Origin of the sequence: Acinetobacter sp. 226-1, assembly GCF_030329325.1 — a bacterium.
Lineage (GTDB): Bacteria > Pseudomonadota > Gammaproteobacteria > Pseudomonadales > Moraxellaceae > Acinetobacter > Acinetobacter sichuanensis.
On sequence record NZ_JACANU010000003.1, the window covers coordinates 115,117 to 141,779 of the forward strand.

At 37.7% G+C, this 26,663-nt stretch carries 30 protein-coding genes; 20 read left to right on the forward strand and 10 right to left on the reverse strand.

Annotated features, from left to right (window positions below):
- Window positions 1–4 precede the first annotated feature (4 nt).
- The 8 genes from HX124_RS06530 (at window position 5) to rdgB (ending at window position 8,675) form a co-directional block, all read left to right on the forward strand.
- Window positions 5–688, forward strand: a complete 684-nt coding sequence (locus HX124_RS06530; RefSeq protein WP_286382701.1) for a Fe2+-dependent dioxygenase — start codon at window positions 5–7, stop codon at window positions 686–688.
- A complete protein-coding gene (locus HX124_RS06535) occupies window positions 685–1,788 on the forward strand; it encodes an alpha-hydroxy acid oxidase (protein WP_286382703.1) in 1,104 nt (367 codons plus the stop codon). The genes HX124_RS06530 and HX124_RS06535 overlap by 4 nt, the downstream gene beginning before the upstream one ends.
- Window positions 1,789–2,067: 279 nt before the next feature.
- A complete protein-coding gene (gene leuA, locus HX124_RS06540) occupies window positions 2,068–3,765 on the forward strand; it encodes a 2-isopropylmalate synthase (protein ID WP_286382705.1) in 1,698 nt (565 codons plus the stop codon).
- A 380-nt stretch (window positions 3,766–4,145) separates the two neighbouring features.
- Entirely contained in the window at window positions 4,146–5,306 is a 1,161-nt protein-coding gene (metX, locus tag HX124_RS06545) for a homoserine O-succinyltransferase MetX (RefSeq protein WP_286382706.1), read from the forward strand.
- The gene (gene metW / locus HX124_RS06550; RefSeq protein ID WP_107006761.1) at window positions 5,306–5,899 is read left to right on the forward strand and encodes a methionine biosynthesis protein MetW; all 594 of its coding nucleotides are present in this window, start codon (window positions 5,306–5,308) and stop codon (window positions 5,897–5,899) included. The genes metX and metW overlap by 1 nt, the downstream gene beginning before the upstream one ends.
- Window positions 5,896–6,489, forward strand: a complete 594-nt coding sequence (locus HX124_RS06555; RefSeq protein WP_107006762.1) for a tetratricopeptide repeat protein — start codon at window positions 5,896–5,898, stop codon at window positions 6,487–6,489. Before metW ends, HX124_RS06555 begins: the two co-directional genes overlap by 4 nt.
- Before the next feature lie 220 nt (window positions 6,490–6,709).
- Window positions 6,710–7,885 (forward strand): zinc-binding dehydrogenase, encoded by a 1,176-nt coding sequence (locus HX124_RS06560; protein ID WP_286382708.1) that lies wholly within the window; start codon window positions 6,710–6,712, stop codon window positions 7,883–7,885.
- Between the two features lie 163 nt (window positions 7,886–8,048).
- Window positions 8,049–8,675: an RdgB/HAM1 family non-canonical purine NTP pyrophosphatase gene (gene rdgB, locus HX124_RS06565; protein WP_107006764.1), complete on the forward strand. Its 627-nt coding sequence runs from the start codon at window positions 8,049–8,051 to the stop codon at window positions 8,673–8,675.
- 109 nt (window positions 8,676–8,784) lie between these two features.
- On the opposite strand, the gene HX124_RS06570 is transcribed toward rdgB, so the two are convergent.
- On the reverse strand, window positions 8,785–9,660 hold the full coding sequence (locus HX124_RS06570) for an AEC family transporter (protein WP_286382710.1): 876 nt from the start codon (window positions 9,658–9,660) through the stop codon (window positions 8,785–8,787).
- Window positions 9,661–9,823: 163 nt separating this feature from the next.
- On the opposite strand from HX124_RS06570, the gene tatA reads away from it, so the two are divergent.
- The 4 genes from tatA to HX124_RS06590 all read left to right on the forward strand — a co-directional run bounded on the left by tatA (window position 9,824) and on the right by HX124_RS06590 (window position 13,653).
- A complete protein-coding gene (tatA, locus tag HX124_RS06575) occupies window positions 9,824–10,045 on the forward strand; it encodes a Sec-independent protein translocase subunit TatA (RefSeq protein ID WP_107006765.1) in 222 nt (73 codons plus the stop codon).
- An 18-nt stretch (window positions 10,046–10,063) separates the two neighbouring features.
- Entirely contained in the window at window positions 10,064–10,528 is a 465-nt protein-coding gene (gene tatB, locus HX124_RS06580; protein ID WP_107006766.1) for a Sec-independent protein translocase protein TatB, read from the forward strand.
- Complete coding sequence (gene tatC / locus HX124_RS06585) at window positions 10,525–11,304, forward strand: twin-arginine translocase subunit TatC (protein ID WP_286382713.1); 780 nt, start codon at window positions 10,525–10,527, stop codon at window positions 11,302–11,304. The genes tatB and tatC overlap by 4 nt, the downstream gene beginning before the upstream one ends.
- A gap of 153 nt (window positions 11,305–11,457) precedes the next feature.
- A complete protein-coding gene (locus HX124_RS06590) occupies window positions 11,458–13,653 on the forward strand; it encodes a PhoX family protein (protein ID WP_286382715.1) in 2,196 nt (731 codons plus the stop codon).
- Window positions 13,654–13,739: 86 nt separating this feature from the next.
- Here HX124_RS06590 and HX124_RS06595 read toward each other — a convergent pair whose 3' ends face one another.
- Complete coding sequence (locus tag HX124_RS06595; RefSeq protein ID WP_286382717.1) at window positions 13,740–14,504, reverse strand: NRDE family protein; 765 nt, start codon at window positions 14,502–14,504, stop codon at window positions 13,740–13,742.
- A 105-nt stretch (window positions 14,505–14,609) separates the two neighbouring features.
- Between HX124_RS06595 and lgt the strand changes: the two genes are divergently transcribed.
- Window positions 14,610–15,428, forward strand: coding sequence for a prolipoprotein diacylglyceryl transferase (gene lgt / locus HX124_RS06600; protein ID WP_107006770.1), 819 nt, complete (start codon window positions 14,610–14,612; stop codon window positions 15,426–15,428).
- A 62-nt stretch (window positions 15,429–15,490) separates the two neighbouring features.
- Here the strand turns inward: lgt and HX124_RS06605 are convergent, their stop codons facing one another.
- Complete coding sequence (locus HX124_RS06605; RefSeq protein WP_286382719.1) at window positions 15,491–16,321, reverse strand: YwqG family protein; 831 nt, start codon at window positions 16,319–16,321, stop codon at window positions 15,491–15,493.
- 101 nt (window positions 16,322–16,422) lie between these two features.
- Between HX124_RS06605 and HX124_RS06610 the strand changes: the two genes are divergently transcribed.
- Window positions 16,423–16,806 carry a hypothetical protein gene (locus tag HX124_RS06610; protein WP_286382721.1) on the forward strand — a complete coding sequence of 128 codons (384 nt, stop codon included), beginning with the start codon at window positions 16,423–16,425 and terminating at the stop codon, window positions 16,804–16,806.
- A gap of 2 nt (window positions 16,807–16,808) precedes the next feature.
- Window positions 16,809–17,183: a hypothetical protein gene (locus HX124_RS06615; protein WP_286382723.1), complete on the forward strand. Its 375-nt coding sequence runs from the start codon at window positions 16,809–16,811 to the stop codon at window positions 17,181–17,183.
- Between the two features lie 64 nt (window positions 17,184–17,247).
- On the opposite strand, the gene HX124_RS06620 is transcribed toward HX124_RS06615, so the two are convergent.
- Window positions 17,248–17,790 carry a hypothetical protein gene (locus HX124_RS06620; protein ID WP_353619597.1) on the reverse strand — a complete coding sequence of 181 codons (543 nt, stop codon included), beginning with the start codon at window positions 17,788–17,790 and terminating at the stop codon, window positions 17,248–17,250.
- A 306-nt stretch (window positions 17,791–18,096) separates the two neighbouring features.
- A complete protein-coding gene (locus HX124_RS06625) occupies window positions 18,097–18,897 on the reverse strand; it encodes a YwqG family protein (protein WP_286382725.1) in 801 nt (266 codons plus the stop codon).
- A gap of 157 nt (window positions 18,898–19,054) precedes the next feature.
- Here HX124_RS06625 and thyA point away from each other — a divergent pair, with 157 nt between their 5' ends.
- From thyA to msrA, 5 genes are all read left to right on the forward strand, one after another.
- Window positions 19,055–19,897, forward strand: coding sequence for a thymidylate synthase (thyA, locus tag HX124_RS06630; RefSeq protein ID WP_107006776.1), 843 nt, complete (start codon window positions 19,055–19,057; stop codon window positions 19,895–19,897).
- Between the two features lie 102 nt (window positions 19,898–19,999).
- On the forward strand, window positions 20,000–20,512 hold the full coding sequence (locus HX124_RS06635; protein WP_286375935.1) for a dihydrofolate reductase: 513 nt from the start codon (window positions 20,000–20,002) through the stop codon (window positions 20,510–20,512).
- Window positions 20,513–20,540: 28 nt separating this feature from the next.
- Window positions 20,541–21,605 (forward strand): Lnb N-terminal periplasmic domain-containing protein, encoded by a 1,065-nt coding sequence (locus tag HX124_RS06640; protein WP_286382727.1) that lies wholly within the window; start codon window positions 20,541–20,543, stop codon window positions 21,603–21,605.
- Window positions 21,606–21,700: 95 nt separating this feature from the next.
- Window positions 21,701–22,129 carry an META domain-containing protein gene (locus HX124_RS06645; RefSeq protein ID WP_286382729.1) on the forward strand — a complete coding sequence of 143 codons (429 nt, stop codon included), beginning with the start codon at window positions 21,701–21,703 and terminating at the stop codon, window positions 22,127–22,129.
- Between the two features lie 119 nt (window positions 22,130–22,248).
- Complete coding sequence (msrA, locus tag HX124_RS06650; RefSeq protein ID WP_286382731.1) at window positions 22,249–22,779, forward strand: peptide-methionine (S)-S-oxide reductase MsrA; 531 nt, start codon at window positions 22,249–22,251, stop codon at window positions 22,777–22,779.
- Between the two features lie 79 nt (window positions 22,780–22,858).
- Here the strand turns inward: msrA and HX124_RS06655 are convergent, their stop codons facing one another.
- From HX124_RS06655 to HX124_RS06675, 5 genes are all read right to left on the reverse strand, one after another.
- Window positions 22,859–23,263, reverse strand: coding sequence for an ExbD/TolR family protein (locus tag HX124_RS06655; RefSeq protein ID WP_107006781.1), 405 nt, complete (start codon window positions 23,261–23,263; stop codon window positions 22,859–22,861).
- Window positions 23,263–23,883: a MotA/TolQ/ExbB proton channel family protein gene (locus HX124_RS06660; protein ID WP_107006782.1), complete on the reverse strand. Its 621-nt coding sequence runs from the start codon at window positions 23,881–23,883 to the stop codon at window positions 23,263–23,265. Before HX124_RS06660 ends, HX124_RS06655 begins: the two co-directional genes overlap by 1 nt.
- Before the next feature lie 32 nt (window positions 23,884–23,915).
- Entirely contained in the window at window positions 23,916–24,782 is an 867-nt protein-coding gene (locus HX124_RS06665; RefSeq protein WP_286382733.1) for an energy transducer TonB, read from the reverse strand.
- A gap of 214 nt (window positions 24,783–24,996) precedes the next feature.
- On the reverse strand, window positions 24,997–25,863 hold the full coding sequence (gene purU / locus HX124_RS06670) for a formyltetrahydrofolate deformylase (RefSeq protein ID WP_107006784.1): 867 nt from the start codon (window positions 25,861–25,863) through the stop codon (window positions 24,997–24,999).
- An 85-nt stretch (window positions 25,864–25,948) separates the two neighbouring features.
- Window positions 25,949–26,641 (reverse strand): TetR/AcrR family transcriptional regulator, encoded by a 693-nt coding sequence (locus tag HX124_RS06675; protein WP_286382735.1) that lies wholly within the window; start codon window positions 26,639–26,641, stop codon window positions 25,949–25,951.
- Between the last annotated feature and the right edge of the window lie 22 nt (window positions 26,642–26,663).

Below are 26,663 nucleotides of genomic sequence, written 5' to 3' on the forward strand. Positions count from 1 at the left end.
ACCCATGTTGTTGCATATTCCTCAAGTTTTGAATGCTGCCCAAGTCGCAGAAATCCGCCAGTATTTAGACAGTACAGAACACTGGAAAAATGGTCGTCATAGCGCAGGTGCGCAAGCCCAAAAAATAAAAAATAATCTACAACTTGATGTGAATACTGAGCAATACCGAGATATTTCAAATGCCATTTTACAGGCATTAAAACAACAATTATTAATTCAATCCGCAGCACTGCCTAAACATATTTTAAGACCTTTAATTAACTGCTACCAAGATGTAGGCAATTATGGCAATCATGTTGATAACGCAATCCAAACATGCTCAGACACAGGGCAACTTATTCGTACAGATGTATCTCTTACTTTATTTTTATCAAATCCTGAAGAGTATGAAGGCGGTGAATTAGTCATTGAAGATCATTATGGAACACACGAAGTTAAACTGGATGCAGGCGATGCTATTCTCTACCCTGCAACAAGTTTACACCGTGTCGAACCTGTGACTTCAGGAAAAAGATTAGCTGCATTTACATGGATGCAAAGCATGATCAAAGATGATTGGCAACGTAATACGATGTTTAACCTAGATATGACCATCATTAAACTACGCCAACAGCTTGGTGATTCTGAAGAAGTGTTAAGTTTAACCAACCATTATCATAACCTATTACGTCAATGGGGCGAGTTATGATCAACAAACCACCATTAACAGCACTCACACAAATTCCTCCTCATTTACAAACCATTGCAGATTATGAACAACAGGCTGAATTACATTTGTCTGAAAATACTTGGCACTACTTACAAGGTGGTGCAATGGATGAAAAAAGTGTCCGCAACAATTTAAGTCAGTTTGATGAAATTCAACTCGTTCCACGATTACTCAATGATCTGACTCAAGGCTCCACTCAAGTTGAAATTTTAGGGCAAACATTTCCACATCCGATTTTTCTGGCACCGATTGGGCACCAACAACAATTCCATCCTGAAGCAGAAGCAGCAACTGCACTTGCTGCTGAAGTTCTAGGCAGTAACTTACTCCTCAGTACCTTTACCAATACTGACATTCGTCAGTTAAAAAAAGAAAATCCATTGAAATGGTTTCAGTTATATTGGCAAGGTGATCGTGAAAAATCATTGGCTTTGGTACGACTTGCAGAACAGCAAAATTTTCAAGCCATTGTGATTACAGTTGACTCACCACATACAGGCATTCGCGACCGTGAACGTCGTGTGCATTTTCAACTGCCTGAAGGTATGCAACATCCACATACACCAACGCACATTCCTCTACCTGAACTCAGAGCAGATCAACACCCTGTTTTTGAAGGTTTAATGCAGATTGCACCGAAATGGGCAGATATCGAGTTTATTATTGCCAACACTGATTTACCTGTGATTTTAAAAGGTGTGTTACATCCGTTGGATGCAAAAAAAGCAGTGGAAATTGGTGTCAAAGGGTTAATTATTTCCAATCATGGCGGACGGGTTTTAGATACCACCATTTGCCCCTTGCATGCTTTACAAAATATTAAAGCGATTGTGCCAAATGAATTTCCACTGTTACTTGATGGTGGCATTCGGCGTGGTACAGATGTATTTAAGGCTTTGGCAATGGGTGCATCCGCAATACTCATTGGACGCCCCTATATTTATGGTTTGGCTGTAGCAGGGGCTTTAGGTGTAGCGCATGTCATTAAAATTTTAAAGGAAGAATTTGAGATTACGATGGCTTTAATGGGAACATCTACCATCCCCGAGATTAATAAAGATTATATTTCTCAAAAATAGATGTTTTTATGAAAATATTTTTCTTATTGTTATAAATTGATGTAAATTAAGGAAAATATTTCCAGAAGCTCTGTTTTAGAATTAGTCTTAAGTTAATCCATTTACAAGCGTCAAAGGCTGACTTTATGTCGTGTTACATCCACACATAATTTAATGCCACTTTAGGCGAATATACTCCAAAAACGACTTGTAAATAGAACGCATAGACACAATCTATATTTGTAGTAAGTTGCCTTTATCCAAGAAACGAGCAACGACAACTACACAAGGAGTTACCTCATGATGTTGGCTGATCCAAGTAAAAAATACCGTCGCATGTATCAACGTGTAGACTTGCCTGACCGTCAATGGCCAGATAAAGAAATCAATAAAGCACCAATCTGGATGAGTACCGACCTACGTGATGGTAACCAAGCAATTTTTGAGCCGATGAACATTGAACAAAAATTTAAAATGTTCCAAATGTTGGTGAAAATTGGCTTTAAACATATTGAAATTGGCTTCCCTTCTGCATCTCAGGTGGACTTTGACTTCACCCGTAAATTGATCGAAGAAAATCATATTCCTGAAGATGTGTATATCGAAGTTTTGGTTCAAGCACGTGATCATTTGATTCAGCGTACCTTTGAATCTTTACAAGGTGCAAAACGTGCCATTGTGCATATCTACAACTCAAACTCTCCAACCTTCCGTCAGAAAGTCTTGAATGTAGATGTTGAAGGTGCCAAACAATTGGCAATCAATGCTGCAACCAAAGTCAAAGAATATGCAGCAAAACAGCCTGAAACAGATTTTATTTTCCAATACAGCCCTGAATGTTTTACCGCAACAGAATTAGAAGTTGCTAAAGATGTGTGTGATGCTGTGACTGAAATCTGGGAAGCATCTCCTGACAATAAAGTGATTTTGAACTTGCCTGCAACGGTTGAAGTGTCGGGTCCGCATGTCTATGCCGACCAAATCGAATGGATGCACCGTAACTTACAACGTCGTGATGGCGTGATCATTTCTGTTCACTGTCACAATGACCGTGGTTGTGGGATCGCCGCTTCTGAATTGGCAATCATGGCAGGTGCTGACCGTGTCGAAGGTTGTGTGTTTGGTAATGGTGAACGTACAGGTAACGTTGATGTTGCCGCGATTGCCTTGAACATGTACACCCAAGGTGTTGCACCTGAATTGGATTTCTCGAACATCAACGAAATCATTGCCACTGTTGAAGAATGTACAGGTTTGCCTGTACACCCACGTCATCCGTATGCAGGTGACTTAGTCTTTACTGCGTTCTCAGGTTCACACCAAGATGCAATTAAAAAAGGTTTTGAGTTCCAAAAAGACCAAGAAATCTGGGATATGCCTTACTTGCCAATCGACCCGAAAGATTTAGGTCGTGACTATGACGCAGTGATTCGTGTCAACTCACAATCAGGTAAAGGTGGTATCGCTTATTTGTTAGAGTCAAACTATAACGTGGTTTTACCGCGTCGTTTACAAGTTGAATTTTCACAAGTGGTACAACAAGTTGCTGACGATGAAGGTGTAGAAGTCTCTGCACAACAAATCTGGACTTTGTTTAAAGATACTTATGTTGCGGCAAAAGATGCGCATTATTCAGCAAAAAACTATAAATTGTCAGATGACAATGGCAATCAAGTGATTGAACTTGATGTGGTAGTCAATGGTGAAACTCAGCATTTGCGTGGTGAAGGTAACGGTCCAATTTCAGCCATTTTAAATGCACTTCAATTGCCGATTGATGTCTTAAACTATGAAGAACGCAGCATTAGTGCTGGTGCGCATGCAAAAGCTTTGGCATTGATTGAACTTCAGGTTCAAGGTACAGGCAAATCCGCATTTGGCGCAGGTGTGCATGACAATATTGTCACCTCTTCTATTGAAGCAATTATTGCCGCGACCAACCGTTTGATTGATCAAGGTGTATTAAGCACAGATCAGGTCATTGCCGCTGCTGTTTAAACAGTTGCTTTGCAAATAAAAGACTTTAGAAAGGATGCCCCAAGTGGTATCCTTTCTTTTATGTATTTATTGAATAGAGCACTTTCACACATCAAAAAATGAACAGCTTTACAGATTAAAGTGCTATTAAAATCGTTATAAAAGTCCTTTTTCTCTGAGCAAAACAAAGCACTGCTTTGTTGAAATACAAAACGTAGTGGAGAAAATTAGGATGAGGGTAAATCTCAAATGATGACCTCATCCTTACCCTCTCCTACAAGGAGAGGGAACTTTTTTGCGAAATATAGCGAAGTTCAAATGATCAAAATCTGCCATTTTCTGATCAAAAAAACGGTTAATGAAAGTTATCTATTCCTCAAAATTTAAGGCGAACATTTCCTGTGTCTTTTCCAGCTGATTCTGTGGGGCTTGTTACTCCGCAAAAGTTTGAATTTGAAGAACCTTTAGAACTTGAATGTGGTCGAGTGCTGCCACGTTTTGAAATCATGATGGAAACCTACGGTACGCTCAATGCGGACAAATCCAATGCGATTTTAATCTGTCATGCGCTTTCAGGTCATCACCATGCCGCAGGCTATCATCATGAAGATGATAAAAAAGCGGGTTGGTGGGATGCCTGTATTGGACCAGGAAAAGCCATTGATACTTCAAAATTCTTTGTGGTGGCACTCAATAATATTGGCGGATGCAGTGGTTCAACAGGACCGATCTCACCCAACCCTGAAAATGAAAATCGTCCTTATGGTCCAGACTTTCCTTTGGTGACTGTGCGTGATTGGGTAAAAACTCAAACTATGCTTTCTGATCGCTTAGGGATCGATGTCTGGTATGCTGTTATTGGCGGCTCACTAGGTGGAATGCAGGCATTGCAATGGTCGGTGGATTATCCTGACCGTTTAAAAAATTGCGTGATTATTGCTTCAGCACCCAAGCTTTCAGCACAAAATATTGCCTTTAACGAAGTGGCACGTCAGTCCATTTTATCAGACCCAGACTTTCATCATGGTCGTTATCTAGAACAAGACAGCTATCCAAAACGTGGCTTAATTTTAGCGCGTATGGTGGGTCATATTACCTATTTGTCTGAAGAAGCCATGAAGCAAAAATTTGGTCGTGATTTAAAATCTGGCAAATTTATGTATGGCTTTGATGTCGAATTCCAAGTCGAAAGCTATTTGCGTTATCAAGGTGAGCAATTCAGTCGTAACTTTGACGCTAATACCTATTTGATCATGACCAAAGCTTTGGATTATTTTGATCCATCCCGTGAATATGAACACTCTCTGACCAAAGCATTATCAAATACTCAATGTCGTTTCATGGTGGTGTCATTTACCACAGACTGGCGCTTCAGTCCTCAGCGTTCGCAAGAAATTGTCGATGCCTTAATTACCAATCATAAACCTATCAGCTATTTAGATATTGATGCTGAACAAGGTCATGATTCATTTCTATTCCCTATTCCGCTGTACGTTAAGTCCTTACGTGCATTTTTAGGTGGCGAAGAACACCTTAAAACCACACCGAAGGAGGCAATCTAATGCGTATTGACCAACAACTTGCTGAAAAATGGATCAGCCCTGGGGCAAGTGTGCTCGATTTGGGTTGTGGTGATGGCGAATTATTGTCACAAATGAGCAAAAAACATCAAATTCGCGCTTATGGATTAGAAATTGATCAAGAAAAGATTGCAATTGCCGTAAGCAAAGGGTTAAATATTATACAACAAGACTTGAACCTCGGTTTGGAACGCTTTGCAGACCAGTCTTTTGACTATGTGGTTATGGCACAAGCTTTACAAGCTGTAGATGCACCTGATGTGCTTCTGCGCGATATGGTGCGTGTAGGGAAACAAGCCATTATTACATTTCCTAATTTTGCACATTGGAAGACTCGCTCTTTCCTTGCGCTTAAAGGGATGATGCCTGTTTCTGATGCATTACCGTATATGTGGTACAATACACCCAATATCCACCTATGCACCTTCCGTGATTTCGAAGCACTGTGTGCAGAAAATCAGATTAAAATTATTGATCGACTCGCTGTAAATGGGAATCAACAAGGCAGCTTTTTAAGTAAAGCTGTACCAAACTTGTTTGGCGAAGTCGCGATCTATAGAGTGAGCGCTATATGAAGAAAATCTTATTAGGCAGTACCCTATTTTTTGGGCTGCTCAGTTTTCAAGCCCATGCGGACTATATTCCTCAACAACAAAAATCAACGTCTGCATTAGCAGCACAATATGCGCAAATGAACGTTGCTGATTTAGAAAAAGCGGCTAAGTCAGGACAAGCTGCTGCTCAGTTCTATTTAGCTACACGTTATCAATCAGGTACAGGTGTTGCAAAAGATTTAAAACATGCTTTTAGTTTGTTTAAATCTGCGGCTGACCAAGGTATTTCTGCGGCTCAGTTAAATGTAGGTCGTATGTATGCTGATGGTCTTGGGGTATCTAAAAACGAAACAGCAGCACGCCAATATTTTGAGAAAGCTGCAAGTCATGGTGATAACCGTGCTAGCTTTAATTTGGCAGTGATGGAAGAGCAAAAGAAAAATTACATTGGTGCTTATCAGTGGTATGAACTTTCAACGCGTGATGGCATGTTAGACAATAAAGTCATTAATATGTCTGAAACTAAAAAAACAGCTTTAGCTGCAAACTTAACACCTGAACAAATCCGTACTGCGCGTGACCGTGCTGATCGTTGGATTCAAACTCAATAAGTTTTATTTGTCGTTATATAAGGAAGCACCATAAGGTGCTTTTTTTTATTGTTTGAAAATATAACTATGATGATGACAATTTAAGAGATTTTAATTCAGCTAATTTAATACAAAAAAATTACTGGCATCTTTACAGCTTAGAACCACGATCACAGCCATATTTTTATACGACTAGAACTGCAATGATCAACAAGAGTCAAATAAAAACAGGGGGTATTCCATGAAATCTGTAGTTTGCCAAAATGCTGAATTAAGAATAGAAAAACTAGCTGAACTTGTACCCTCAAAAGGTCAAGTGCTACTTGAAGTTGTTCGGTGCGGGATCTGCGGTAGTGACTTACATATGCAACATAACTGCGACCACATGCATAATCTTGCAGCAAAAGTTGGGTTTCAAGGTATTGCCAAGAATGCTGATCAATTTGTTATGGGACATGAATTTTGTGGAAAAATCATAGATTATGGTCCCAAGACACGTAAAAAATTCAAAAAAGATACCTTAGTCTGTGCGATGCCTTTATTAAAGTTTGATGATTTAGGCTACCAATCTACAGGGCTTTCACCCAATGCTTCAGGTGGCTATGCAGAACAAGTTCTAGTTCAATCTAGCCTGATGTTTGAAGTACCAAATGGTTTAGATGTTGATAGTGCAACAATGACTGAACCTATGGCAGTTGCTTTACATGCTGTTCGACGTAGTCGGATCAAAACCAATGAACCTGCGATTGTCATTGGCTGTGGTCCTGTTGGGCTTGGCATTATTTTAATGCTAAAAGCAGCAGGTGTTAAAAAAGTCATTGCCAGTGATTTCTCTGCTAATCGTAGAAAGTTGGCTGAGCGCTGTGGTGCTGACAGTGTCATTAATCCTGCAAGCAACTCCCCTTTCGAAAACTGGAAAGAACTGGGTTTATTGGGCAATGCTGCCGATGCACTCAATTATGGTTTGGATATTTTTGACAAAATTCAAGCCACTGGAATGCCTTGGTGGCATGCATGGCGAGTTGCAGATAAATTGGGTGCATTGCCAAAACGTGCAGTAATTTTTGAATGTGTTGGTGTACCAGGAATTCTGCAACAAATCATTGATGGTGCACCATTATTTTCCAAAATTATTGGTGTGGGTGTATGTATGCAAAGTGATCGCATTGAACCTGCACTTGCGATCAATAAAGAAATCGAAATGCAATTTGTTTTAGGTTATACCCCTTTAGAGTTTCGTGATGCCTTACATATGATTGCAGAGGGTAAAATTGATTGTTCTCCACTCATTACGGGAATTGTTGGCTTGGATGGCGTAACGAATGCTTTTTCTGCACTACGTGATCCTGAGCAACATGCCAAAATTTTAATTGATCCAAAGAAAGTTGGAACTGATATTACGATGATAAAAAAATAACTTATTTTAAATCTCTTTGATCAAAGCATCTTCGGGTGCTTTTTTTATTGGGGAATAAAATTAAAATAATCTCGATTAAATTAAACTGATAAAACTCATCTTCTCAAATGATGTACATAATCAGTTAAAATACCCACCAATATTCAAAATCAGAGCAATTGCAATGTCTGCACAAGATTGGTTATCCCAAGGAACACTAGTACTCGCAAGTAATAACAAAGGCAAAATTGCTGAATTTGAAAAAATGTTTGCTGAGTTAAAGCTACCAGTCGAAGTGATTCCACAAGGAAAACTCAATATCGAAGATGCCATAGAAGATGGTTTAAGTTTTATTGAAAATGCCATCATCAAAGCACGTCATGCTAGCCGTATTTCTGGCAAACCTGCAATTGCAGATGATTCAGGCATTTGCGTTCCTGTTCTTGGTGGTGCTCCTGGCATCTATTCTGCACGTTATGCAGGTGAACACGGTGATGATGCTGCCAATAATGCAAAACTATTAGCTGACCTAAAACCTTTGCGCAAAGATGGTCAACCAATTGATGGTATGTTCGTTTGTGTATTAGCTTTGGTACAACATGCTGATGACCCACTTCCACAAATTTTCCAAGGGATTTGGGCAGGTGAAGTCTTAGAACAAGCACGTGGTGAAAATGGTTTTGGTTATGATCCACTGTTTTTGTTGCCTGAACTCGGTATTTCAAGCGCTGAAATGAGTAAAGAAGAAAAAAATAAAATCAGTCATCGTGGGCAAGCAATGCAATTATTTAAAGCAAGTTTGGAAAAATAAGTTTCTATAAAAAGTCCCTCTCCTTTTTCAAAAGTGAGGGGCTTGTTCCGCAAGGGAAGGATTCAAATCCATGATCAAAAAAGATTTACGATGATTTGAATGACTACAACTACGATAAATGCACTACTGCGCCATACAACACACAGATCACACAACTGACAATTGTTCCTGAAGCAATATATTTGGCTGAAACACCAGTGCCTTGATAATGTGTTTCCAAAGCAACAATATTAGCAGCAGGAGGTAAGCAAAATAATAAAAACATCACGCCAATATATTCGTGAATATTTGCAATCGCTAAAAAATAATAAGCAAAGCTACAAAAAACCAAGCCACAAAAAACTTTTAATAATGCAATTTTAAAGCTATAAATCAAATCAACCCAATGAACTTTTGTTTTACGTAACCACATGCCTAAAACAGACATTCCTGTAAAAACCATTCCCCACTTAGAAAACTGATAAATAGCATCAATCCATTGATGATCTTCTAACGCCTGTAACTGTAGAACACGAAATAAAGCTGCAAGTAACAAAGCCACGACAGGAGGAGATTTTAAAACTTTTTTGAACATATCCCCTAAAGCCAAAGGTGTCGTACTCACAGAAGCAACTGCCCAAACATTACCAAAAATTGAGCCACCTACATAAATTGCAATCATTGCTGAACTTATTTCTTCACCAAATAAAGCAATCGCGATCGGAAAACCTAGCCAAGCCATATTGGTATAGCTAAAACATAGTGCCTGTAAACGATCCTTAGACAGCAGAAAATAAATAAAAAATAATAAAATGGCAGAGAAAAAACTAAAAAGCATCAAACTTAAACTGCCAGCTTGATAAAAAACCATATTGTAAATAATCACAATAGGAATAAATAAACGTGATAAAAAAGCAGAAAAAACAGCTCTAAGCTGAGGAGAAAATGAACTGTTTGCCAAAATTAAGCCACTAAAAAACCCTAAAAGCGGTAATAAAGCCGACACACGCATTCACCTAAAATAATTTCCTGAAATATTAACACGTACAAGCTTTACATCGCTTTGAAAATATCAAGACTGCACATTGTCTTTAAATTGAAATATAGACGTCACCTTTTTGTCATAGATACCTGTTGAGATAGGCTGTAATAAAAGAGGAGATTTTATCATGGCTGGATTATCGATTTGGCACGTACTGATTTTTGCAATTGTGGTCATTTTATTGTTTGGTACATCTAAACTTAAAAACTTAGGCAAAGATGTAGGTGGTGCAGTAAAAGATTTTAAAAAATCAATCAAAGATGATGATGCTACCAAAGCAGCAATTGCTGAACCTCGTACTTTAGAACATCAAAATACCAGTGATGTGAATTCTACAGTAAAGCACTAACACGCGGAGAGATTAGTCATGCTCGATGTGGGTTTTTCTGAATTACTGGTTTTTGGCATCATTGCTTTATTGGTTTTAGGACCTGAAAAGCTTCCTGTAGCTGCACGCTTTGCAGGAAAATGGTACTCCAAAATAAAACGTACTGTAAGTAATGTTCAAAATGACATTGATCGTGAACTTCGTCTCTCAGAACTACGAGAACAAATGCAGCTCGAGATGAAACGTATTGAAGAACTTGAGCAAAAAATGCAAACTCAAATGCAAGAGTTACAACAACAATCTATAGCCGCTGAAGAAAAACAAAAACATACAGCAATGACAGACAATAAAAGTTTGATGTGTACGTATGAATTGGTCAAAACATCTATTCCAAGCCCTTATATCTCAGAGGTTTGGCTTAAACAATTAAAATTTGTCGTACACCCCATTCAGCGACTTGAAACTCCAGTTTTTGAGCCGTCTATCTTAAAGGTTGCAGTATGAACAGCTCTTTTAGCCCTCAAATTCAATCACCTGAACCTAACCCTCAGCCTGAATTAGAGTCCATGCCGATTACTAAACATTTGATCGTTTTAAGACGTCATTTATTTAAAATCATGACATTGTTAATTCTTTTATTTTTTTGCTTACTGCCCTTTGCCAATAAAACCTATGTTGCCTTATCTGAACCTTTAAGAGCACAACTGCCCGCAACATCAACCATGATTGCGACTGATGTCACCGCAACATTTATGGCACCCTTTAAGTTGAATTTTTTCATTGCTTTAATGTTGGCAATGCCTTTTATTATTTATCAAATTTGGTCGTTTGTTAAACCTGCGCTGTATGCCAAAGAAAAAAGTTTAGCACTGCCCTTGCTCATCGGTAGCATTAGCCTGTTTTATGCAGGAATTGCTTTTGCATATTTTGTGGCTTTGCCCTCGATTTTACATTTTTTTATTAGTGTATCGCCTGAAACAGTAGCACCCATGACGGATATTAATAGTTATCTGACATTCTGTTTAAAGCTATTTTTAGTCTTTGGATTAACCTTTGAAATTCCGATTATCACTTTACTGCTGATTTTAATTGGTGTGGTTTCAACGCAAGACCTTGTCGAAAAACGTCGCTATATTATTGTGGGCTGTTTTTTTGTCTCTATGTTTATTACGCCACCCGATGCTATTTCAATGATTATGCTTGCTATTCCAATGTGGTTACTCTTTGAACTCGGTTTGTTTTTTGGCAAAGTCATCGAAAAAAGACGAGCAACAACATAAAGTTGCTCTTTATTTGACTTATATTGTGATTTTCATCATTTTGACTTTTTATCTTCACCAGACTGTCACCTTACTGTCAAAGCTTCGTCATATTTATTATCTAAGTTAATAACAACTTTTGAGAACCATCAATTAACTTTAGGGAATACTTCCATGACCGAGCTGACGCCATATCATGAAGATCAAGAACTTGATAATAACACTTCAGACAATATACATTTTCGTGATATTTTAGAACAACATATTACTCGTCGTAGCTTAATTGCAAAAACTGCAAGTGGTGCAGCAGCTCTGGCTTTAGCGTCAACTTTGACTGGTTGTGGCAATGACAAAGACTCATCAAATAATGTCACTCCACCAACACCAAACCCTGAACCAACAGACCCAAATAAAAAACCTGAAAAATTAACCTTTAAACCTGTTGCTAAAAACCTCAATGATATTGTGACTGTACCTGAAGGTTATGAAGCAACTGTACTCTATGCAATGGGTGACTCGATTAACCCTGCTTATGCAGAATGGAATGATAATGCTGTGCCTTCTGGTCCAAGTTTCCAGTATCGCTCAGGTGACTGCCATGATGGTATGAGTTATTTTGGTTTAAATACAACAAATAAAAACTATGATCCAAAAGCATCTGAAAATGGCTTATTGGTGATGAACCATGAATATATCAATCCGACATTTTTACACCCTAAAGGTCCAACGAAAACCGCTGATGGTCGCCGCCCTGAAGATGAAGTGATTCGTGAAATGAATGCTCACGGTGTTTCAATCATTGAGTTGAAAAAAGATAAAACGACACAAAAAGTTGAAATTGTTAAAAATTCACTCTTTAACCGCCGTATTACAGCATCAACAGTGATGGATTTTGCAGGTGTTGTTGCAAACTCAGCTTTAGTCACCACCAAGTATTCACCAGCAGGCAAGCAAACGCGTGGTACCCATAATAACTGTGGTAATGGTTATACACCTTGGGGAACCTATTTAACGACTGAAGAAAACTATATTGGTTACTTTATCCGTAACAAAGGTGATGATGAAAAACGTACACCAGAAGAAATCATTGCTTTAAAACGTTATGGTTTAAAAGATGGTGCAAGCTCACGTTACCAATGGGAAACAGCGCTTGGCAAAGTTGAAAGCCAAGACTTATACGATCGCTGGAACTCGTCAGTTACGGGTGCTTCTGCTGCACAAGACTACCGTAACAGTGCCAATACTTTTGGTTGGATCGTTGAAATTGACCCATTTGATGGTCGTCAAAATCCTGTAAAACGTACATCTTTAGGTCGTTTTGCGCATGAAGACTGCCGTGCAAGTCGTTTACGTGAAGATGACAATTTAGCGTTCTATATGGGCGATGACTCACGTGGCGAATACATCTATAAATTTGTATCTGATGCAAAATGGTCTGCAAAAGATATCAATGGTGGCTATAAAGCAGGTGATAAATATATGAACTCAGGCAAACTTTATGCTGCTAAGTTCAATAGTGATGGTACAGGTCAATGGATTGAATTGGCTTATGGTAAAAATGGTTTAAATGCATCAAGTACAGTTTATCCATTTAAATCACAAGCGGAAGTCACAACTTTTGCTCGTCTTGCAGGTGATGCAGTCGGTGCAACAAAAATGGATCGCCCTGAATGGGTTGCTGTAAACCCTGAAAATGGCGAAGTCTATGTGACTTTAACCAATAACTCAAATCGTGGTACAGCCTATCCAACAGATGCCGCTAACCCTCGTAACTATGAAGATCCTGAGGGTGGTAAAGGTAATGTGAATGGTCATATTATTCGCTTCCATGAAGATGGTGACACTACAACTGCTACCACATTTAAATGGGATATTTATCTCTTTGGTGCTGAAGCGAAAATGGCAAGCAATATCAACCTTTCTGGCTTAAATGACAATAATGACTTGTCTTCTCCAGATGGTATGTGGTTTGACCCACGCGGTGTGCTTTGGATTCAAACAGATGATGGCGCTTATACTGACGTTACCAACTGTATGATGCTTGCAGCTCTACCAGGTAAAGTCGGTGATGGTACCAAAGCAAAAAGCTCTACAGGACAAGAAACCATTGTTGGTGCAAAAATGACGGATGATAATCTACGTCGTTTCCTCACAGGTCCAACAGAATGTGAGATCACAGGTGTTACGATGACACCTGACCACAAAGCAATCTTTATTAATGTACAACATCCAGGTGAAGACTCTGAAAGCTATGACAAGCCAACGAGTCATTGGCCAGCTACGCAAAAAGATAGCAGTAATAAAACAGCACGTCCGCGTTCAGCAACGGTTGTTATCACCCGTAAAGATGGCGGTACGATTGCAGGTTAATTCAACCTTATTTATCGTATAACAATGATCCACAAATGTTTCTTAACATTTGTGGATTTTTTATCATTTCATTTTTATAAAAAAAGCTAAATCTTAACTACCTCTCCCGCATGCTCACCCTGCTGAGTTTTCTCAAACCAAGAAATTTCTGACTGACTTATTCTTAAAAAATTTGAACATCGTGTGCCATAAACAGGACTTTGAATAAAAGTTGATGACAATAAATGCTCCATCTCTTGATTGATTCCTGTTTCAGGCAATAAATCAACAATCACTTTGCGTTCATCTTCTAAAATATCCCAAGCTGTGTGTTCTAAATCTTGTTCGGGTATAGATGGCAGTTGTAACATCGGTAAAAATTCTTGCGTAAAACGTTTACGTAAATGTTTGGTCTTTTCCCAATCTTCAGACATCAATCCATTAGAAACAACAAACACACCTTTGGCTAAAACTTGCGGTGCTTCACCACGATTACTTAAATATACTGCCTGTTCTCGATCACCTAAAAATAAATTAAACCCTGCATAGTCTCTTTGTTTTTCTTCAAGTTGTTGTGCAAAACGAATAGGTGTTTGTTCAGATTCTAAAAAAGACTGAATCAAATGTCCTCTGGAAGTTGGATATAAATTTTTATCCTGCCCTTCTCTGAAGTTGGTGACAATTGCCCAGCGACCCTGTGCTGTTATCCCCATCCATGTGCCCCCAGATTGTAAATCCTGCCCTGCAATAATTGGGCTATTTTCCCAGACCTGTAATTGCGATGCGGGTCGATGATAAAACTCATCTCGATTTGAAATTAAACACAGTGATACATCTTCCAAGACTTGCCATGCTAAAGCCACAATACACATATTTTTATTCCATAGCTTATTACTTTAAGTTTACACATTGAATGTACAACATTTTTCATGTCTTTCAGATAAAATCTGTGCAAAACAGAATACAAAGGAAGAGCGATGCTGACCTACCCAAATATAGACCCAGTTGCAATATCACTGGGACCACTCCAAGTGCATTGGTATGGAATCATGTATCTTCTGGCATTTTTATGTGCTTGGGGGCTTGCAACTTATCGTGCTAAACAACGTACAAACTGGAATTCGGAAATGGTTTCAGATCTTGTATTTTATGGTGCTTTGGGTGTGGTATTGGGTGGACGTATTGGTTATGTCCTATTTTATGAGTTTAGTAAGTTCCTTGCAGATCCAATCTGGTTATTTAAAGTTTGGACAGGTGGAATGAGCTTTCATGGTGGCTTCTTAGGTGTCATGATCGCCATGCTTTTATGGTGCCATAAATATAAGAAAACATGGTTTGAAACTTTAGATTTTATTGCACCTTGTGTCCCTACAGGTTTAATGTTTGGTCGTATTGGTAACTTTATTGGTGGTGAACTTTATGGTCGTCAAGTTTCCGATCCAAACTTTGCTTTGGGTATGATATTCCCAACTGATCCATTACACTTAATACGCCATCCTTCACAAATTTATCAAGCACTGTGCGAAGGCTTATTATTATTTCTTATTCTTTGGTTTTATAGTGCAAAACCACGTCCACGTTATGCAGTATCTGCAATATTTTTAATGGGTTATGGCTGTGCTCGCTTCTTTATGGAGTTCTTCCGCGAACCTGATGCAGATCAAGGCTATATCTTATTTGGTTGGATGACCAAAGGGCAAATTTTATCTTTTCCAATGATTTTGATTGGTTTATGGATGATTTGGTATGCTTATCAAAAGAAAATTTTCGATTGGGGACCGCATAAAAATACCTAATTAAACCCTGTCAAAGCGGATGATCACTCATCCGCTTTTTTATTTTTCAGCTCTCAATTAACTCAATGACATGCCCACAAAAAAACAACTTTAGAAAAATCTCTTTTTTTCAAATCTTGGGGGGCAATATACCACTGCGCAACTCCACCATCACACCATTCCAAACCCTCATCTGTATCTAACTGCATTAACAACACATAGTCTTCAATTCCAAATTCAGTTCGGTTATCTGTAGAGTGTAGATAATTTGCATATCCTCCGATACGATGCCCACCTTCATACTGAAATTGTTCTGTATACGGTTTTTCATATTCGGTATAAGCCCACATTAGATCATCATAATCTTGGCTTAAAGCAACTTGCTCACGCCCAAATATGAGGGGTGCAAAACGATAATCATGAAATGTCATATATTGCTCAACTTTTTTAAAAGTTAAACCACATTCTTCAACCCATAATTGCTGCTCATCCTCAGAAATTTCATAAATTTTTTTCAATGTTTCACGAGTTTTGAGTAAAGTTTCATCTTCTTTTACTTCAGGAAAATACAGCACACGATGATTAAATTGGATGTGTTCAAGGCTTTCATCCACTCCCAAATCCAACTCTTTCATATTCAAATAAAACTGTAAAATTCCTTGTTCAGGAAAATCAGTTAAATGCGGCATTTCAGCAAAATTGATTTGTGCTAAAAATTGCAAAGGTTCATTGCTCAGCTTAGAGCAAGGATATTCACCCTCTAAAGGAAAATAAGGCGACATACCTAAATTACTTTGCCATAAATCCACATGACTTTTTAACTCCCGATCAAATTCAACACAGGTTTGTAAGGTAGATTCGATGGTTTGGATGAAGGGAAAAAACTGTTCTGGCAATTGCGTTATTTTTGACATTATTATGTTCCCATCTTATTTTGCATGACTATGTAACTAAAACTCATCTTTTCAACAAGTTCATTTATACTGCAAGCATCCTTTGAATATATACCAACATTATGCTTGAATTTTGGTTTGATCCACAAACACCTATCTTCAAAAAGATATTTATCTTCATTGCGATTGCCATTGCAACCATCTTGTTATATCGCATGCAACCCTTAGCATATAGCGCGATTTTAATGTTTGTCGCAACAGGTGTGATCTTCCTGATTTGTCGTTACTGTAAGCTCCATTTTGCAGCAAAAAACCCAACTGGAATTGTATATCGTATTTTGACATGGGTACCCATCGCACTCTTATTGGCGTTGATTTTTAAAAATATGACACAAGGTGAAATTTTAATTCCGGGAGCACAAGGCATCGGATTTATGGCATTGGCTGTTTGTTTATTTTCGCCTTTGTCTTTACTTCATCAAAACAACACGAAACAAGTCTCTTAATCATGTTAGATTTTTGGTATTCAGAACGCTGCACTCGTCAAGTTAAGCTGATCGTCAGCATCATGCTCTGTATTGTGATTTTTTATTGCTCTAACATTGAAAAACTCAGCCCAATTTTTGTAGGTATTGGTTTAGTTTTAGGTATGGCATTACATGTGCTGTATCGGGCTGCAAGTCAACAGGCAGCACAAAATCCTCAGAAAAAATGGATGAAAATTGCAGCAGTTTATCTTCCTATTTTTATTCAAATCACGATCATTTACTGGTTTTTAAAACAATCGAATTTTGTCTATTTAGCCATTCAAGCTTTAGGCTTTATGATGCTTGGACTTGTGCTGATTTCAAATTATCAAAACCGCAGTAAACGCTCAGATTAAAAAGGAAGGTTTTTTGTTCAAGCTTCCTTTTTAATCGTCTGCTTTTTGACACATAGAAGACAAATCAACCTAAACGATAGTATTTATAAGTGACATTACTATCTTTATAAACATCATAACTACGTTGTTTAAAGTCAGAAACCCATTCTGAACCTGTATAACCTGCAATATGCCCATAACGATGTTTACGAGTACGGTCAATAATATAAATATCTCCTTCTTGTGGAGCATCAAAAGCAGGTTGTATTTGTTTATAACCAATTTCTTCTAAAGTATCGCCCCAATCTGCTGCTGCAATGGGATGATCAATAAACTTTGCACCTGCTGTTTGTAATGCAATACGAATACTACGTGCACAACGTGCTGAGCTTGTACGTGCTGAAATACTATCTAATTTATTGATAAATTTATCAATATCAATTTGAAAAGCATTCGTTAAAGAAAAATTATTGGCTTGGGCTTGTTTTAATTTATTTTGTTGAATAATCGCTGTTGGATTAAAGTCCTGTTTTGGGTAAAAAGATCCATTTTCATTTTGAAAAATGTATTGACTAACAGATACGCTATTGACGTCTTGTACAGGTTGAGTATTTAAATCAACAATCATTGCTCAACCCCAAACTGACTCACTAAACTCTGTCTTACCATACCAAAGTACCGCTACCATAAATTACGAAGTTGCAATACTAAGCATACATTCTTAAAATTTGTTTAACGTAAATGTAATAAAATTTGTGATTGTAAATGAGAATCTTTTAAGTTGCTCTTTCTTGGTTTATTTTTAAAATAAAAAATCAATATCACTTTTAATTATATATTTATAATTTTTTATGCAATAGATTAATAACGTGAAGCCTATCACAAAAAACCCATTCTATCGAATGGGTCTTTTATTTCATAAGATGATCTAATTTTAAGAACAATCCCAGTTATAAAGCACTTTAGAAAAATCTCTTTTCTTTAAATCATCAGGGTGAATAAAGAAATTGGCAACACCGCAATCACCCCATAAAATTTCAACATCTTCTTGCCCTGAACTGTCCAGTTGAAAGAGTAAAATATAGTCCTTAAAACGACTCGTGCTTCGAGGGTCATCTTGCGTGAAATATGGATAGCCGCCTAAATGATGCCCATTTGCTGAAAATGCATCATCATATTCATCATAGATGTCTTCTGCGGCATCATCTTCCATTTCATAAGGATCAAAAATTTTATCAGCAAATTCATGATCTCCCATAGAAATATAACGTTCTGACGCAACAAATTGCACAGCATATTGCCCTGTTACAGGGTTCATATCATGATCTAAATCTTGTGTAGGAAATGCTTGTAGCAACTGCGTTGTATCTTCAATCACTTGATCATAGTAAATGACCCGAAAGTTATTTTGCTTTTGTGGTTCGTCAAAATCTAAACCCCATAAATCATCTTCAATATCAATAAAAAACTGTAAAATTCCTGTACTTGGATAGAGCTCATTTTGAGGCAGTTCAGCAAAATTGATCTGTGCTAAAAGCACCAAAGGTCGCTCTTCAGCATTGTGCGGGTATTTAGCCGTTAAAGGTAAATAAGGCTCACCCCCCACTTTGCTTTGCCACAATGATAACGTCTGTGCAGGGGACAAATTTAACTCGATTGCTGACTTTTTTGTTGCTAAAATTTGTGCTTTATATTGCTGAATAAATTCAGAAAGTTCATTCCAGTTGACTTGCATCTTTCTTCTCTCTTGTTATCTCTAGTTAAAATAAATCAGTGTTTAGTATAAACTGAGAAGTTCAGTAAAAATATGACACGCTCAAAGTTAAACGTCATGAAATGTCGTGATCTACGTCACTTCAAAACGGACATGATGAGCCTAATTTGGAATTAATATGAAAGCGTATTTAGACCTTCTACAACATATCCTCGACAATGGTGGCGATAAAGGCGACCGTACAGGCACAGGAACTCGTTCTGTATTTGGTCATCAAATGCGTTTTGATTTGTCCAAAGGTTTTCCTCTTCTAACCACCAAAAAAGTTCACTTCCGTTCAATCGTGATAGAACTCTTATGGTTTTTAAAAGGCGACACCAACGTTCAGTATTTAAAAGACAATAAAGTCAGTATCTGGGATGAATGGTCTACGGCTGAACAAACTGCACGTTTTGGTCGTCCAGAAGGCGAGCTTGGACCTGTGTATGGTCATCAATGGCGTAATTTTGGTGCAACAAAACTGGAAAATGGCTTATATGAACATGATGGTTTCGATCAAATTCAATGGCTCATTAATGAAATTAAGACCAACCCAAACTCACGTCGTTTGATTGTTTCAGGTTGGAACCCGCAAGAAGCAGGTCAAGTTGCATTACCACCTTGTCATACGTTATTTCAATTTTTTGTACAAGATGGAAAATTATCTTGTCAGCTTTATCAACGTAGTGCAGACGTATTTTTAGGTGTACCTTTTAATATTGCAAGTTATGCCTTACTAACGCACATGATCGCGCAAGTATGTGGTCTAGCTGTGGGTGATTTTGTTTGGACAGGTGGTGACACACATTTATATGCAAACCATTTTGAACAAGCTCAATTGCAATTAACACGTCAACCTTTAGCACTTTGTCAGCTTAAATTAAACCCTGAAATCACAGATATTTTTGATTTTAAATTTGAAGATATTGAAATTGTAGGTTATGAATCACATCCTGCGATTAAAGCCCCTGTTGCGGTTTAATTTTACAAAACCACTTTCAATAAAGCCCCTAAATTCCCCCTTTCAAATATTCGCCTCTCTTTAAAAGGAGAGGTAGAGAGGAATTAAAAAAATGAGCTCACTATGACATTTAAAAATTTAGAAGTTGTTCATGTTGTTGCAATGGATCAACAACGCTGTATTGGTAAAGGTAATGATCTTCCTTGGCATATTTCAGCCGACCTAAAACACTTTAAAGAAATCACTCAAGGCGGTGTTGTGGTGATGGGACGAAAAACCCTCGAATCGATGGGACGTGCTTTACCTAAACGTGTTAACTGGGTCATTACTCGTGATCCAAACTGGTCTTTTGAGGGTGTTAAAACAGCAACCAGTATTGAACAGGCTTTAACTTTAGCAATTGCTGATGTTCAAGCTTCAGAAAAACCTGAAACTCTATTTATTATTGGTGGTGGTGAAATTTTCACACAAACCATTGCTATTGCTGATCGCTTGGAGCTTACTCATGTAGAGCTTAATGTACAAGGAGATGCACATTATCCAGAAATTCCAAATGAATTTAAGAAAATAGCGTCTGAGCAACATATTGATGACAAAACTGGGATTGCTTTTGAGTTCGCAACTTATCAAAAATAAGCTTGATCTCAGTTTATAATTTAAATATATGCAAAAAATTAAAAAAAAATCGCTTTTTCATGCACTTGGAATGGGGCTAATCCATTCCATTTTTAGCATTTTTGTCATTTTTTCTTCTATTTGGCTGTGCTGTGCACTTTGGTTTCAAGCACCTTTTGGTCTGTTCAGTCGTATTATGATTGGTCTTTGGATTTTATTTGCTTTCAGTATTTTAGGCATTTATATCAAACAAAATCTTTTTAGCCGTCATAAAGATATTCTAATTTATATCCTTGCATTTTTGTGTAGTCTACTTTGGTACTTTAATATTCCTGCCAAACAAGACCGTGAATGGAACCCTGAAGTAGACCGTCTTTTTACCTATAAGAAACAAGATAATATTGTCACCATTCATAATATACGTAACTTTAATTGGCATACAGAAAATAAATACGATGTGCATTGGGATACCCGCAGCTATAACCTAGAGCATATTACAGGCGTCAATATTATTACTTCTTATTGGATGGGACCACAAATTGCACATACGCTGGTTAGTTTTGATTTTTCTGATCAAAAACCCTTAGTATTTTCAATCGAAATTCGCAAAGAGAAAACGGAAAGTTTTTCTGCAATTAGTGGCTTTTTTAGAAAATATGAATTAAGTCTGATTGCTGCTGATGAAAAAGATTTGATCTATACACGTAGTAACATTCGAAATGAACAAGTGTATTTCTTCCCTGTCAAAATGCCAAAAACTGAAATGAAGGCTTTATTTGCAGAATACTTAGAAAAAACCGATGAACTTGCTCAACAAGCCAAATGGTACAATACACTCAGTAGCAACTGTACAACGCTAGTTTTTGACATGGTACAAGCGATTTCACCGCATGAGTTACCTTTGGACTATCGCTTATTGGCTTCTGGCTATCTGCCAAACTATTTATATGATTTAGGTGCTTTAAATCAGCAATGGACAATCAAGCAATGGTATCAACGTGCGCATGTTAATCCTCGTACAGACCAATTCAAACATTTTGAATATCAAAGCAGTGAAAACTACTCTAAAGTCATTCGTGAAGGTTTAACTGAAAATATCCACAACGGTTTATGATTTAAGCATTTTTTTAATGCTTAGATACATTGTTAATCTAGTGATTTGCATCATTTTTTGCTTATATAGACCCAATTTATATTTTTGAGAAAGTCATGTTAAAAAATATTTTGTTGATCGGTTTAATTCCAGCAACACTTGCAGTTGTTAGCTGTACAACAGCTCCAACGGTTAAACAACAAGAAAATTTAAACCTCTTACAAAATAAAACGTGGGTACTGACACATATTGGTAGCACAGAATATCCAAGTCAAACAAACTCACCGATGATTCAATTTAGTAGTGACTTACGTGTGAGCGGCTCAGATGGCTGTAATCGTATTATGGGCAACTATGCAGTTAAAGATCATCATCTAAACTTAGGCTCACTCGCATCTACAAAAATGTATTGTCAGGATATGACACTCGTAGAAAAATATACGACTGCTTTGCACAAAGTCACAGGCTATCAAAGTTATGATCGTACACTCAAACTAGTCGATCAATATGGTAATGTTGTTTTACAATATAAAACTACGCCATAACATCTTGTATTTACTTTAAAATAGATAAAAACCTGAAATCTCAGGTTTTTTATTCCATACAATTGATTTACTTTAAGATGGTTTTTTCTCTAGAAAATAAAATAGAAAGGAGGTCTTCGATGCAACAAGCATTATTTGGTGGCGGTTGTTTTTGGTGTACGGAAGCAGTATTTCTTCAACTTAAAGGCGTTGAAAAAGTAACGAGCGGTTATGCTGGTGGCAATACCCTACAACCCACTTATGAACAAATTTGTACAGGTACTACTCAGCATGCTGAAGTCATTTTGATTGATTTTGATGACAGTCAGATCAGCTATGCGCAACTTCTGCATGTATTTTTTACCACACATGATCCAACTACACTCAACCGTCAAGGCAATGATATTGGCACACAATATCGCTCGGTGATTTATTATTTTAACGATGAACAAAAAGCACAAGCTGAGCAACTGATTAGCGAATTAAAAGCACAGGACTTAGATATTGTCACAGAGCTATCTCCTGCTCCAACGTTCTACGCTGCTGAAGAATATCATCAAAATTTTTATGCAAAAAACCCATCACAAGGTTATTGTAACTTTGCCATTCCACCAAAATTAATGAAATTACAAAGTCAGTTTAAAGACTTGCTTAAAGAAAGCGAATTGTAAAATAAAAAATACTGAAAAAAACCATAAAAAAAGCGATCTATCAAGATCGCTTTTTAAATTTTTAATGCGTAATTAACGCTTAATTATCGCTCATAAAGGCAAGATCGTTCAGTCCGGCTTCACTGGCACGAGACATGACTTGAGCAACTGTGTCATAACGAGCATCTTGATCTGCTCGTAACTGCACAGCAGGTTTTACAGTTTGCTGAGCCGCTTCACCAAAGCGCTTTTCTAGTTCAGGTAAACCAATCACCTGATCATTCCAAGCCACTTCACCCTCTTTATTAATACTGATTGTGATTGCTTCAGGTGGAGGATCAATAATTTCTGCTGTTGTTTTTGGTAAGGTTAATGGTATTGATGGGTTAGCAACGGTTGCAGTCACCAAAAAGATGATCATCAATACCAACATAATGTCGATGAGCGGAATGAGATTCATCTCATTCATGCCAGCATCGTTGTCTTCACCCAATTGAAAAGCCATTAAGCTTGACCTCCAACTAAACCTTTTTGTGTTGTTTGCGCTTCAACTTTCACAGTTGAATCTTGTTGCAACATGGTGTCAATCAATAAACCGTGTGCTTGATCTTGTAGCTCATTTGACAAAGTACGATTAAAACGTACACAAATGTTATAAGCCAATACAGCAGGAATCGCGACTGCTAGACCTAAACCTGTCATGATCAATGCTTCACCTACAGGTGTTGCTACTTGTGCTAAACCTGCTTGACCACTTTTGCCCACAGCAACCAAAGCATGGAAAATCCCCCAAACAGTACCAAATAAACCGACAAATGGTGCGATTGAAGCGATTGTACCGAGTACAGATACCCCTTTCTCAGCATTGGCTTTTTCAACCGAGATTTGACGTAATAAAGCTTGTTCTGCAACAGCTTTACGTTGATCAAAACCTAAAGGCGCTAATTTTGCTTTCAGTTGACTCAATGCCTGAGCAAGGTGAGCTTGAGCTTGCTGTTTAAGTTGACGTGTACCCATCAAACGTAGAATGAATACTGTCCATGTTGCAATAGACATTGCCAACAACACGAAATACAGTGTTTTACTGATGGCATCAGCATGTTGCCAATAAACGGAAAAGTTCATACTCGAACTCCTAATTATGTTAGCCGGTTAAATTATTGCCCAGAGGTTTGAAGATTTACAGGTAAGTCAGCAACCATGGCACGTCCATCATTTGACGGATTCATTCTTGCAGAACGTACAGCACTTCGCACTTCACGATCAAGGTTAGGCAATCCACTCGATTTAATCACAGTGACATCTGTAATTTTACCTGCTGGATTAATTTGAATACGTACAACCAACGATCTAGCTTGATTTCTCAGTAGGTCGTCGTCAAACTCAAAACTTGGACGATTTTTCCAAGAAATCTCACCTGCTGTTAATTTACGAGGTTGATTTGCTTCTTCTTGCTGACGACGTTGTTGTTCTAAACGTTGTTGCTCTTGACGTTGCTGTTCTTGCTGCTGACGCAATTGCTCTTGACGCTGCTGTTCTTGCTGCTGACGCAATTGCTCTTGACGCTGTTGTTCTTGTTGCTGACGCAATTGCTCTTGACGCTGCTGTTCTTGCTGCTGGCGTTGCTGTTCTTGTTCACGTTTAATTTTTTCATGATCAATCTTTTCTTCAGGCTGTTGAATTGCTTTCTTTTCAACTACAGGCTGCTTTTGAGTAATCAATTTTGGTTTTTCAATAGGTGGCGGCGGAGGTATCACCTTTTTTTCCACTACAGGCTTAGGCTCAACTTTAGGTTTAACTGGTGGAGGTGGCGGCGGCGGTGGAGGCGGTGGTACATCCTCTTTAATCTGTACAAATTTGACCTGAATAGGTTTCTTTTCAATTGGTTGCAATTCAGGAGTTTTTAGATGACTCAATGCCCATAAAGCACCCAAATGTCCTACAAGAACGGCTATTACAGCAGTAATCACCTTTTTCTTCATTGGATTTGGAGCCTGCATATTTGAAGTGGAAGATTGACTCATATGAATCTAAATACCTAAATCTCTGAGAGAATCACATACAAGATGGCTTGCTTAGATTAAACTCATCGGATAGAACAATTAAAGTGCAACAATAATAAATGAGAAGTGTTTTCATTTGCAACTACTTTTTAGAGAGTTTTTATTGATTTTATAAATTAAAAATGCAAAAAGGATGCCTAATTGCATCCTTTTTACTGATTAAAGCAAAGACAATTTATTGGAAAACAACCGTTTTATTTCCATCCACAATAATACGATCTTCCAAATGCCATTTTACTGCACGTGCTAAGACATTACGTTCCACGTCTTGACCTAGTTCACGCAATTGTTCAACTGTAAAGTCATGGCTTACACGCTCTACATCTTGCTCAATAATCGGACCTTGGTCTAAGTCAGCAGTCACATAGTGTGCCGTTGCACCAATCAATTTCACACCTTTTTCATGTGCTTGTTTGTATGGATTTGCACCCACAAATGCAGGTAAGAAAGAATGATGAATATTAATAATCTTCATTTCCCATTTAGAAACAAATTCTTCATCTAAAATCTGCATATAACGTGCAAGAACAAGTAAATCATCGCCTTGAACTAACTCATCAATTTTTGCATAAGCTTCACGTTTATTTTCTTTATTTACAGGTACAACATGGAATGGAATACCAAAATTTTCAACTGCGCTGCGTAAATCTTCATGGTTCGAAACGACTTGTGTAATTTGGCAAGCCAAACCACCACGCGCATGACGCCAAAGCAACTCAAGTAAAGCATGGTCGACTTTTGAAACCAAAATACCGACTTTTTTCAAATCACTTACAAAAGCAAGACGCCAATGCATCTCATAACGTTCAGCGACATTTTGCGAAAAAGTTTGCAATAACGTTTCTTTACGGCTTTGCAAATTTTCAAGTTCAAACTCAACACGCATGAAATACCGTCCGCCCTGAGCTTCAGTTGCATATTGATCAAGCGCAGTAATATTTGCTCCTTGATGATACAAAAAGCTCGATACAGCTTGCACAATGCCTGGTTTATCTTCACAAGTAATCAGGAGACGTGCTGTGTTGGCAGTGGTCATGTTCATTTAATTGATATCACTTATACGTTAAATTGAAAAACAGCCAAATATTCTAACGCTTTTTAAAAAGCTTTCAATGATTGTGCGCTATTCAATCATGTTTTAATGTCGATAAACTCGCAAATAGCTCAGAAGAACCAAAACTTTCCAATAAGCGCTCATAAGTTTCTCGACTTTCACCCCGTAAATATGGACCTTCTAAAAATACCATTTGACGTAATGCTTGCCAGATCCATTTTTCATCTAAATGATTTGAATTACTCAAATGCCCTGACATATATAAAAAATTTGTCCAGTTGGTTAAAACAATCCAAATATTAATAATTAAAGCTTCAATTTCTGAGGCTGTCATTTGCATTAAACCTGCATCGACAAAGGCATGATAAATTTTTTGCCCTTGTTGCATCACTTTTCCTGCAAAGCGCGGGTAAATCTTTCTAAAATCATCATTATTTTCAATTAAATGGTAAACATCACGGTGTAAAAAACGATATTCCCAAAGTTGACTGCTCAAAACTTGAAAATAACGAATTTTATCGTTGGCATTGACTACACGGTCATCGGGTAATGCGAGCATGTCTAGCGTTTCTTTTTGATAACGCTCCATGAGCTCTTTAATGATCTCTTGTTTGTTTCGAAAGTGATAATACAAATTCCCAGGACTGATCCCAAGCTCAGCAGCGATATGGTTGGTCGTGATTGAACGCTCGCCACGTTCATTGAACAACTGCAAGCTGATTTGCAAAATTCGATCTTTGGTTTTTACCGTTTTGGAGTGCGACATCCTAATACCATCTTTCAGCGTT

Bases quoted from the DNA above. Each gene is read 5' to 3' on its own strand.
- HX124_RS06530 (WP_286382701.1), top strand. From the start codon at position 5: ATGTTGTTGCATATTCCTCAAGTTTTGAATGCTGCCCAAGTCGCAGAA.
- HX124_RS06535 (WP_286382703.1), top strand. From the start codon at position 685: ATGATCAACAAACCACCATTAACAGCACTCACACAAATTCCTCCTCAT.
- leuA (WP_286382705.1), top strand. From the start codon at position 2,068: ATGATGTTGGCTGATCCAAGTAAAAAATACCGTCGCATGTATCAACGT.
- metW (WP_107006761.1), top strand. From the start codon at position 5,306: ATGCGTATTGACCAACAACTTGCTGAAAAATGGATCAGCCCTGGGGCA.
- HX124_RS06555 (WP_107006762.1), top strand. From the start codon at position 5,896: ATGAAGAAAATCTTATTAGGCAGTACCCTATTTTTTGGGCTGCTCAGT.
- HX124_RS06560 (WP_286382708.1), top strand. From the start codon at position 6,710: ATGAAATCTGTAGTTTGCCAAAATGCTGAATTAAGAATAGAAAAACTA.
- rdgB (WP_107006764.1), top strand. From the start codon at position 8,049: ATGTCTGCACAAGATTGGTTATCCCAAGGAACACTAGTACTCGCAAGT.
- tatA (WP_107006765.1), top strand. From the start codon at position 9,824: ATGGCTGGATTATCGATTTGGCACGTACTGATTTTTGCAATTGTGGTC.
- tatB (WP_107006766.1), top strand. From the start codon at position 10,064: ATGCTCGATGTGGGTTTTTCTGAATTACTGGTTTTTGGCATCATTGCT.
- tatC (WP_286382713.1), top strand. From the start codon at position 10,525: ATGAACAGCTCTTTTAGCCCTCAAATTCAATCACCTGAACCTAACCCT.
- HX124_RS06590 (WP_286382715.1), top strand. From the start codon at position 11,458: ATGACCGAGCTGACGCCATATCATGAAGATCAAGAACTTGATAATAAC.
- HX124_RS06595 (WP_286382717.1), bottom strand. From the start codon at position 14,504: ATGTGTATTGTGGCTTTAGCATGGCAAGTCTTGGAAGATGTATCACTG.
- lgt (WP_107006770.1), top strand. From the start codon at position 14,610: ATGCTGACCTACCCAAATATAGACCCAGTTGCAATATCACTGGGACCA.
- HX124_RS06605 (WP_286382719.1), bottom strand. From the start codon at position 16,321: ATGTCAAAAATAACGCAATTGCCAGAACAGTTTTTTCCCTTCATCCAA.
- HX124_RS06610 (WP_286382721.1), top strand. From the start codon at position 16,423: ATGCTTGAATTTTGGTTTGATCCACAAACACCTATCTTCAAAAAGATA.
- HX124_RS06615 (WP_286382723.1), top strand. From the start codon at position 16,809: ATGTTAGATTTTTGGTATTCAGAACGCTGCACTCGTCAAGTTAAGCTG.
- HX124_RS06620 (WP_353619597.1), bottom strand. From the start codon at position 17,790: ATGATTGTTGATTTAAATACTCAACCTGTACAAGACGTCAATAGCGTA.
- HX124_RS06625 (WP_286382725.1), bottom strand. From the start codon at position 18,897: ATGCAAGTCAACTGGAATGAACTTTCTGAATTTATTCAGCAATATAAA.
- thyA (WP_107006776.1), top strand. From the start codon at position 19,055: ATGAAAGCGTATTTAGACCTTCTACAACATATCCTCGACAATGGTGGC.
- HX124_RS06635 (WP_286375935.1), top strand. From the start codon at position 20,000: ATGACATTTAAAAATTTAGAAGTTGTTCATGTTGTTGCAATGGATCAA.
- HX124_RS06640 (WP_286382727.1), top strand. From the start codon at position 20,541: ATGCAAAAAATTAAAAAAAAATCGCTTTTTCATGCACTTGGAATGGGG.
- HX124_RS06645 (WP_286382729.1), top strand. From the start codon at position 21,701: ATGTTAAAAAATATTTTGTTGATCGGTTTAATTCCAGCAACACTTGCA.
- msrA (WP_286382731.1), top strand. From the start codon at position 22,249: ATGCAACAAGCATTATTTGGTGGCGGTTGTTTTTGGTGTACGGAAGCA.
- HX124_RS06655 (WP_107006781.1), bottom strand. From the start codon at position 23,263: ATGGCTTTTCAATTGGGTGAAGACAACGATGCTGGCATGAATGAGATG.
- HX124_RS06660 (WP_107006782.1), bottom strand. From the start codon at position 23,883: ATGAACTTTTCCGTTTATTGGCAACATGCTGATGCCATCAGTAAAACA.
- HX124_RS06665 (WP_286382733.1), bottom strand. From the start codon at position 24,782: ATGAGTCAATCTTCCACTTCAAATATGCAGGCTCCAAATCCAATGAAG.
- purU (WP_107006784.1), bottom strand. From the start codon at position 25,863: ATGAACATGACCACTGCCAACACAGCACGTCTCCTGATTACTTGTGAA.
- HX124_RS06675 (WP_286382735.1), bottom strand. From the start codon at position 26,641: ATGTCGCACTCCAAAACGGTAAAAACCAAAGATCGAATTTTGCAAATC.